This is a genomic window from Piscibacillus sp. B03 (assembly GCF_052246295.1).
Lineage (GTDB): Bacteria > Bacillota > Bacilli > Bacillales > Alkalibacillaceae > Piscibacillus.
On record NZ_JBQQCO010000044.1, the window covers coordinates 1 to 7,825 of the forward strand.

Genomic DNA, 7,825 nt, shown 5'->3' on the forward strand with positions numbered 1-7,825 from the left:
CCATCAAAATGCTTCGCTTTCCGCGGGCACGGCTCGAGCCTCCTCGGCCCAAAGAGCGGGGCCTGTGGGGTCTCGAGACTCGTGCTGTTCCCGCAGGAGTCTACGCATTTTGATTCCGCTTAGTGCGGCTCACCTAACACAAAAGTGGTTTTATGCTCTTTATTCTGTTATAGATGCTTTATTGAATGATTGTAGCACCAAATTGGTGCCATAAAACCTTTCGACGCAACCTTTCAAATGATTTTTTTGTTTTGAATGTGATGTTCAACCTCATCTTTTTATACAGATGAGAATGTGACGAGCGATAGGCGGCGACGCCAGTGGATCTTCAGCTCGTGCCCACGGCAAGCGTCCGCCGATAGCGAGTCACAAACCAACGGTTCAATCATCAATCTCTCAACATAATTGTTGTAACAATGGACACCACCACATTTAGTATAGAGCCTAAAAAATAGGAGGGGTCCCCTCCTATGAATGAATATATCTCCAAAATGTTCCGTATTTTACTGGCACACGCTCGACCTTTTGTTTTAAAACTAATTTCTTTAGCTCTTTTTCTGCTCGTTCAATGGTCCAATCATAAACAACCGCGACTTCTTTCGTTGCAACAGATTCAAAGTGACATAAAAAGTCTTCTAAAGATGGTTTTCTAAGTGGTTGCACCCTTTGACCGAGTATCTCAAAGAATGCTCTTTCATACACTTGTGCAGAATGTAGTCCCGAAACTTTTAGACCGTCACCGTCATGACCTCGGTTAAACATAACCACTGTTGGATAGTTATCAACGTCCATCTCACGAGTTAGATTCCAATCGCACTTTAAAGCTCTTAAAGCAGTGTCTGAGTGAAGATCTTTGTTAAATTCATCGATATCCAAATTGACTTCCTTAGCAATGTCTAGTAAAACCTTTTCATCCGATATATTCTTCTTGCCTAAGAATAAATGCTCTTGTAACTTTCTTAGAAACTTAGAGCCAAGTCTTTGACCTTGAAACTCAGCAGCCTTAATCGATAGTGTTGCAATAGAGGGTGCAGAAACTGGGTTTTCATACCATAAATCCCCATCACAACTCATTCCTGTTCTGGATGCTGTGTTTTCCCAAAACTTTGCTAATTTGTCTGTTTTATTTATTGAGTGGTTGTTTAAGTTTGTTAGATTACTAGATACAATTGATCGTAATTTGAAATAACAGCCAAACTCCATCGCTAGCTTCTTAATGGCTGGTTCAAGCGACCAACATTCTGGACAAAGTGGATCTATAAAAACGTACATTTCTACAGGTTTATTAATTAAAGAACAAAAGTCAACTTGGGAATTATCATTCGATGCTAGATTGTCCATAACTTCTGATGTTAACTTTCCCACATCGATTCCCCTTTCAAGAATGTATTTATATTATTCTTCAGTATTCATCATATGATTAGCTGTCATCGTTAATCGCTCATAAATAGAAGTTTTATAAGGTTCTTCGATCTCAGCTTCTTCTAATGCACCTGCCATGCATTCAAGCCATGCATCTCGTCGAGTAGGTGTTATTGGGAAGGGCATATGACGTGCCCTTAACATAGGGTGACCATGTTCTTGAATATAAAGTGGAGGGCCACCAAAAAATTGAGTTAGGAATTGTTTTTGTTTCCTAGCTGTTTCTGTTAAATCATCCGGGAATATTGGAATTAATTCTGGATGTTGTCCAACGCGTTTATAGAAAGCTTCAACTAATCGTTCTACGGCTTCAGCGCCACCGATTGCATCGTAAATATTGCCTTGTTGATAAGCCATGTTAGTAAAATCCTTTCTCAATAAGAAATAGTATATATGAATTAGTGCAAATTGAGTTATTGAGTTATCATTTTTCTGTATATATTGTAGCAACGTAACACTAGACTGGCAAATTATAAGTTCTAGCTAAGGCTATTAAAGAAGCGTTGAATCTTGTTTTCGGGCTTTGTACGTTTAATAGAGTACTTAGTTAAAACATCTTTAAAGAAAGCTTCTCCTCGCACTTGAGAAGGTGCTTCAATTTCTAATTCATAGTCTTCTTGTCCGTTATATTGGCTATAGTCTAGTACAAGAGTCATATCATTAACATTTTTTTCTAAACGATAAGTGATTAACGATCCCATATATTTAATATCTTTATCGTGAATATTCAAGTGTTTGATTTGTTCACGTATATGGTCTTTCAACTCCACCTGATTGTTAAACCATTTATCAGCTTCATCTTTTGTTAATAAGTCATGTGTCTCTAATAAGCCTTCATGGCTTGGCTGCTTGAGTGTTGCAATATACTGTGAACCTTTTTCTCTAATACGGAGTGCCATTAAATGTTTTTTGAATGAGAAAAGCTCAGTTTCAAAGTAATAATTAATTTGTTTTTTAGGCATTTCATTTTTGAAGTAATCATCACGCATCTGTTTATACTGACTTTCTGAAAGTAAATTTTTAAATTCGATTTCGATTTCTTGCATGGTCATCTCCCTTTACAATTTAAGTTCGTCCTTAAGTTCATTTGACATTATTATGCGCGATACTTCTAAGTGTTTCAAAAGTTAAGTTGAAATAATTTTATGATACAATAAAAATGCAACTTCGCAAGATTTGGAAAGTGAGGGGAACGGCATGAATTGGGAGATATTCTTAGCACCATATACACAAGCAGTAGACGAACTAAAAATTAAACTTAAAGGCATGAGAAAGCAATTCGATTATGAATCACGCCATTCTCCAATCGAATTTGTTACAGGTCGAGTTAAGCCGATCTCAAGTATTATTGAAAAAGCAAAACGACGAGGAATCGCTATGGCAAATGTTGAAGAAGAAATTCAGGACATTGCTGGGTTAAGAGTGGTTTGTCCTTTCGTTGAAGACATCTATGATATTGTAGATCTGCTTAGGTTGAGAAAAGATTTTAACATTGTAGAGGAAAAAGACTATATTGAAAAAAATAAGGAAAGTGGTTATCGTTCATATCACGTTATTATTACATATCCTGTAGAAACAATATATGGTGAAAAAAGGTTGTTAGCTGAAATACAAATTAGAACATTAGCCATGAATTTTTGGGCTATTAATGAGCATTCATTAAATTATAAATATTCAGGTCAGATTCCAAGTGACATTAAACAGCGTTTAAAAAATGCCTCTGAAGCGGCTTTTCGTCTCGATGAAGAAATGTCCAAAATTAGACAGGAAATTCGAGATGCCCAGGAAGTATTCAGACGTAAAAAAGATTAGCTGAGGAAAGGAGTCGTACTAATGAAATTTTCAATCCAATGCCGCGGTGACCAAGATTCAAAGGAAATTAAGTCTAAGTTAAAAAGCTATCTATCACAATTTAAAATGGAGTATAACGAAGAGGAACCAGATTTGTGCATTTCAGTCGGTGGTGATGGGACGTTACTTGAGGCATTCCATCGTTATGTTCATCGTCTAGACAAGACAGCGTTTATCGGAATTCACACTGGTCACCTAGGTTTTTATGCAGATTGGGTACCCGATGAATTAGAAAAACTAATTATTGAAATTGCAAGAACACCATTCCAAGTTGTCGAATATCCACTTTTAGAGTTAACCATTCGACCAAATGACTACGATCAAGAACATACTTATATTGCATTAAATGAAATAACAGTAAAAACTTCTGAAGGGTCGGTAGTTGTTGATGTTGAAATTAAAGGTGAACATTTTGAAACATTTAGAGGGGATGGTTTATGTATCTCAACCCCTTCTGGTTCAACTGCTTATAATAAGGCATTAGGTGGTGCGATTATCCACCCATCTTTAGAAGCCATTCAAATAACCGAAATGGCGTCAATCAATAATCGTGTATTCCGTACAGTAGGTTCACCACTTATTTTACCTAAACATCATACAGCCATTTTAAGACCTAAAAATGAACGCACATTTATGATTACAATCGATCATTTAAATATGGCTTTTAATGATGTTCATACCATTCAATGTCGTGTAGCTAAAGAACGTGTAAGGTTTGCACGCTTCAGACCATTCCCATTCTGGAAAAGGGTACATGATTCATTTATTTCTGATTCTAGAACGGGGCATGATCAATGAGACTTGAATGGTATATTAAATCTAAAGATGAACATAAGCTCGTTCGTGATTATTTATTGCACGATCGAGCTTTTTCTAATCGTTTATTAAAAGAATTAAAGAAAGATGGTTGTATTTTAGTAGATGGCTTACCAGCTACAGTTAGACATCGCCTAAAAAAGGGTAATAAGTTAACTATAGAATTCCCATTTGAACAAATGAACTCTAATATTACACCAACTGAAGTGACATTAAATATTGTTTATGAGGACGAATGCTTGTTGGTGTTAAATAAACCTAGAGGCTTATCAGTGTTACCTAATATGAATGATCAAGTAACGTTAGCAAACGGAATAGCACATTATTATAAAGCTAGACAAATTAATAGTACAATACATGTCGTAACAAGAATTGATAAATGGACATCAGGCATCGTATTAATAGCAAAGAATAAGTATGTACATCATTTATTAGCTAACCAAAATATTCATAAAGAGTATAGAGCAATTGTTGAGGGTAAATTAGCGAAAACAAATGGCCTAATTGACAAACCAATCTCTAGAAACTTACCGTCTATTATTGAACGTAGGGTGGATCCTGATGGAAAAAGAGCGATTACCCATTTTCAAGTTATGAAGGAAATGAATAACCGCTCTTTATTAAGAGTTAAATTAGAAACAGGAAGAACACATCAAATTCGTGTTCATTTTGCACATATTGGTCATCCTATTGTTGGTGACGATTTATATGGTGCAAATCAATTATTGATAAAAGGGCAAGCATTACATGCACGTATACTTTCCTTTCACCACCCGTTATCCGGTCGGAAATTTTCCTTTGTAGCATCTTACCCAGATGAAATACAAGGTCTAATTGATTAATTCTCCGATTCAAACATAAAGCTTCGCTGTCTAGAACGTATGTTTAGGACTAATCCAATAGCTGCCATATAAACTAATAAAGAGGTTCCTCCATAGCTTAAGAATGGAAGAGGTAGCCCTGTTAGTGGAAGCAATTGTATGGACATTCCAATGTTCTGGAAGATTTGATACGTAAACATACCAACGATTCCGATTGATAAATAAGATCCAAAAGGGTCTTTAGTTTCAAGTGCGATTTGTACAATTCTATAAATCATTAAAAAATATAAGATGATGATGACACTTGATCCAATGAATCCAAATTGTTCTGCAACAGCCGTAAATATCATATCTGTATGTCGTTCCGGTATCCAAACTTGATAGCCCATTGTACCTTTACCTGACAATTGACCAGAACCAATGGCAAGCATTGATTTAATTGCCTGCATGGCAGATCCATCTGTGTATAAGTGTGGATTATCCCAAGCTTTTATACGATCAGCAACGTGATCAAACGATGTTTCATCTTCAATAAACGAGATAAATGCATCGGGATCTGAAAAATACAATAAAAATAAAGATGCGATAATAACAAAGGCTGTACCAAATAACGTAATAATTGTTCTCCATCTTATACCTGAAATAACGATTAAAAATGCTGCAATGGATAAAATAACTAAAGAAGACCCTATATCAGGTTGTATTGCAATTAATAAGAAGACAGGTATGGTTAACGCTAAAATCTTTCCAAGTAAATAAAGATCATACTTTAAATCTTTTATAGTCCATTTTTCATTATGACGCGTAATAACATGAGCTAAGGCAACAACTAAGAATACTTTAACGAACTCAGATGGTTGTAATGTGATTGTTCCGAATTTATACCACCGAAGAGCTCCATTGTTTTCCCAAGCCCAAGGTAGGAAATGTAAGCCTGCTAACATAAAAATACCTAATATATACAAAGGCCAAGCGAACTTCCGATACCGATCAAAGTCTATTACCATAATTGCTGCTACACCAACACAGCTTACAATAAACCAGATAATTTGTCGTTTATAAAATCCAGCATACGATGGGTAAGCTTCACCTAATGTATATAAAGTAAATACACTAATCCCTATGATTAAAATAATCGTAGTAACTAGAAACGTATCTAAACGTTGTTTGTGCAATTGATTGTCCATGATAATCTCCCTTAATACTGTTTCTCTCTATAATAATCATACGTTAAAAAAGCCTAATTTAAAATAGGGAATAGATGCTATCTAAAAGTTTTAACAGATTTTTAAAGTTTGCGGTTGGCATATCCCTATGTTTTATATAAAATGAAACATATTGAATTTCGTCTGAAGGAGGGGCAACGATGGAAATGCAACAAAAACATAAAAGTATTGAGTATGAAGGAATAATAGAAAAAATATATCGAGCATTAGAAAAGGATTCCATCGACCAATTTAGGTCAGAGTTTTTGGAATTGCACCCATATGATCAGGCGAATATTTTTGTTAACTTGCCTAAAGAAACAAGGTTGCAAATTTACACTTATTTATCGCCAGATGAAATGGCGGAGGTAATTGAACACTTTGAACTGGATGATGTTGGTGAAATCATTACCGAGATGAATCCTCGTTTTGCAGCGCAAATTTTTGACGAACTATCAACAGATGATGCTGTTGATATTATGAATACGTTGGAACGTAATCAAATTGCTAGTTACCTCACGTTAATGAATAGAGAAGAGGCACGTGAGATTAAAAACCTGCTTCACTACGAAGAACGAACTGCAGGTAGTATCATGACAACGGAATACGTTGTGGTGAATCAAAATATGACAATTAGACAAGCTATGCTACATCTTCGTGAAAAAGCACCAGATGCTGAAACGATTTATTATGTCTTTGTGACTGATAATGAGAAGCGCTTAGTTGGTGTTATTTCACTTCGAGATTTAATTATCGCAGAAGATGACTGGGTAGTTAGTGATGTTATGAGTGAGCGTGTTGTATATGCATCGGCAGGTGATGATCAAGAATCTATCGCTAAACTTATGCGTGACTATGATTTTTTAGCATTACCAGTAGTTGATTTTAAAAAGCATCTATTAGGTATTATCACAGTCGATGATATTTTAGATGTAATGGACGAAGAGGCTAGTGATGACTATTCAAAACTAGCCGCTGTAACGGATATGGACCGAAATGACTTGAGTGCTGTAGATGCAGCTAAGAAACGTTTACCTTGGCTAATTATATTATTATTTCTTGGTATGATTACAGCTAGTTTGATTGGACAATTTGAAGATACCATCTCTCAAGTCGCATTATTAGCTGTATTCATCCCTTTAATTGCAGGAATGGCTGGTAACACTGGTACTCAGGCATTAGCTGTTACAGTACGTGGTATTGCAACGGGAGATGTTATGAGTGAAGGCGTTTTAAAACGATTAATGCGTGAAACTCTAACAGGACTTATTACAGGAGTTGTATGTGGAGCTACAATTATATTTGTTGTTGTTGTCTGGCAAGGAATTGATCAACTGTTTTTAGGCATCGTGGTGGGTGTTTCAATCATGGTGTCTCTAATTGTCGCAACAATTGCAGGAGCATTTTTACCATTATTAATGCACAAAATTAAAATTGACCCAGCCGTAGCAAGTGGTCCATTCATCACAACGATTAATGACATTATTTCTGTCATTATTTACTTTGGCATGGCAACGATGTTTATGGAATATTTAACTTAAAGTTATAAAATACTCAATCTTTATTTAAAATATGGATTGAGTGAGAGTGTAAAATATTTTGTGTAAATGGCTATTCCGATTTTCAATGATATAGAAAAAGGAAGACCCATTCTGTAGAATTAAGTTAGCAGACTAAAATTCACAGAAAAGAGGTCTTCCCTATGAATCA

8 protein-coding genes are annotated in these 7,825 nt (G+C 35.6%); 4 read left to right on the forward strand and 4 right to left on the reverse strand.

Going from position 1 to position 7,825, the window contains the following annotated elements:
* Positions 1-468 precede the first annotated feature (468 nt).
* From ACTWQB_RS16380 to ACTWQB_RS16390, 3 genes are all read right to left on the reverse strand, one after another.
* Complete coding sequence (locus ACTWQB_RS16380) at positions 469-1,365, reverse strand: ClpXP adapter SpxH family protein (protein ID WP_443140236.1); 897 nt, start codon at positions 1,363-1,365, stop codon at positions 469-471.
* A 30-nt stretch (positions 1,366-1,395) separates the two neighbouring features.
* Entirely contained in the window at positions 1,396-1,779 is a 384-nt protein-coding gene (locus ACTWQB_RS16385) for a globin domain-containing protein (protein WP_443140237.1), read from the reverse strand.
* Positions 1,780-1,901: 122 nt separating this feature from the next.
* Positions 1,902-2,468 carry a CYTH domain-containing protein gene (locus ACTWQB_RS16390; RefSeq protein ID WP_443140238.1) on the reverse strand — a complete coding sequence of 189 codons (567 nt, stop codon included), beginning with the start codon at positions 2,466-2,468 and terminating at the stop codon, positions 1,902-1,904.
* A 151-nt stretch (positions 2,469-2,619) separates the two neighbouring features.
* Here ACTWQB_RS16390 and ACTWQB_RS16395 point away from each other — a divergent pair, with 151 nt between their 5' ends.
* Genes ACTWQB_RS16395 through ACTWQB_RS16405 form a run of 3 tightly spaced genes read left to right on the forward strand, consistent with a single transcriptional unit; the run spans position 2,620 to position 4,931 of the window.
* Positions 2,620-3,234, forward strand: a complete 615-nt coding sequence (locus ACTWQB_RS16395; RefSeq protein WP_443140239.1) for a GTP pyrophosphokinase — start codon at positions 2,620-2,622, stop codon at positions 3,232-3,234.
* Between the two features lie 21 nt (positions 3,235-3,255).
* Positions 3,256-4,071, forward strand: coding sequence for an NAD kinase (locus ACTWQB_RS16400; protein ID WP_443140240.1), 816 nt, complete (start codon positions 3,256-3,258; stop codon positions 4,069-4,071).
* Positions 4,068-4,931: an RluA family pseudouridine synthase gene (locus ACTWQB_RS16405; protein WP_443140241.1), complete on the forward strand. Its 864-nt coding sequence runs from the start codon at positions 4,068-4,070 to the stop codon at positions 4,929-4,931. The genes ACTWQB_RS16400 and ACTWQB_RS16405 overlap by 4 nt, the downstream gene beginning before the upstream one ends.
* On the opposite strand, the gene ACTWQB_RS16410 is transcribed toward ACTWQB_RS16405, so the two are convergent.
* Positions 4,928-6,097 carry an FtsW/RodA/SpoVE family cell cycle protein gene (locus ACTWQB_RS16410; protein ID WP_443140242.1) on the reverse strand — a complete coding sequence of 390 codons (1,170 nt, stop codon included), beginning with the start codon at positions 6,095-6,097 and terminating at the stop codon, positions 4,928-4,930. The genes ACTWQB_RS16405 and ACTWQB_RS16410 overlap by 4 nt on opposite strands.
* 179 nt (positions 6,098-6,276) lie before the next feature.
* On the opposite strand from ACTWQB_RS16410, the gene mgtE reads away from it, so the two are divergent.
* Positions 6,277-7,656, forward strand: coding sequence for a magnesium transporter (gene mgtE, locus ACTWQB_RS16415; protein WP_443140243.1), 1,380 nt, complete (start codon positions 6,277-6,279; stop codon positions 7,654-7,656).
* Positions 7,657-7,825 lie beyond the last annotated feature (169 nt).

Excerpts from the sequence above, each read along its gene's own strand:
- ACTWQB_RS16405 (WP_443140241.1), top strand. The coding sequence starts at position 4,068 with ATGAGACTTGAATGGTATATTAAATCTAAAGATGAACATAAGCTCGTT.
- ACTWQB_RS16395 (WP_443140239.1), top strand. The coding sequence starts at position 2,620 with ATGAATTGGGAGATATTCTTAGCACCATATACACAAGCAGTAGACGAA.
- ACTWQB_RS16410 (WP_443140242.1), bottom strand. The coding sequence starts at position 6,097 with ATGGACAATCAATTGCACAAACAACGTTTAGATACGTTTCTAGTTACT.
- ACTWQB_RS16390 (WP_443140238.1), bottom strand. The coding sequence starts at position 2,468 with ATGCAAGAAATCGAAATCGAATTTAAAAATTTACTTTCAGAAAGTCAG.
- ACTWQB_RS16385 (WP_443140237.1), bottom strand. The coding sequence starts at position 1,779 with ATGGCTTATCAACAAGGCAATATTTACGATGCAATCGGTGGCGCTGAA.
- mgtE (WP_443140243.1), top strand. The coding sequence starts at position 6,277 with ATGGAAATGCAACAAAAACATAAAAGTATTGAGTATGAAGGAATAATA.
- ACTWQB_RS16400 (WP_443140240.1), top strand. The coding sequence starts at position 3,256 with ATGAAATTTTCAATCCAATGCCGCGGTGACCAAGATTCAAAGGAAATT.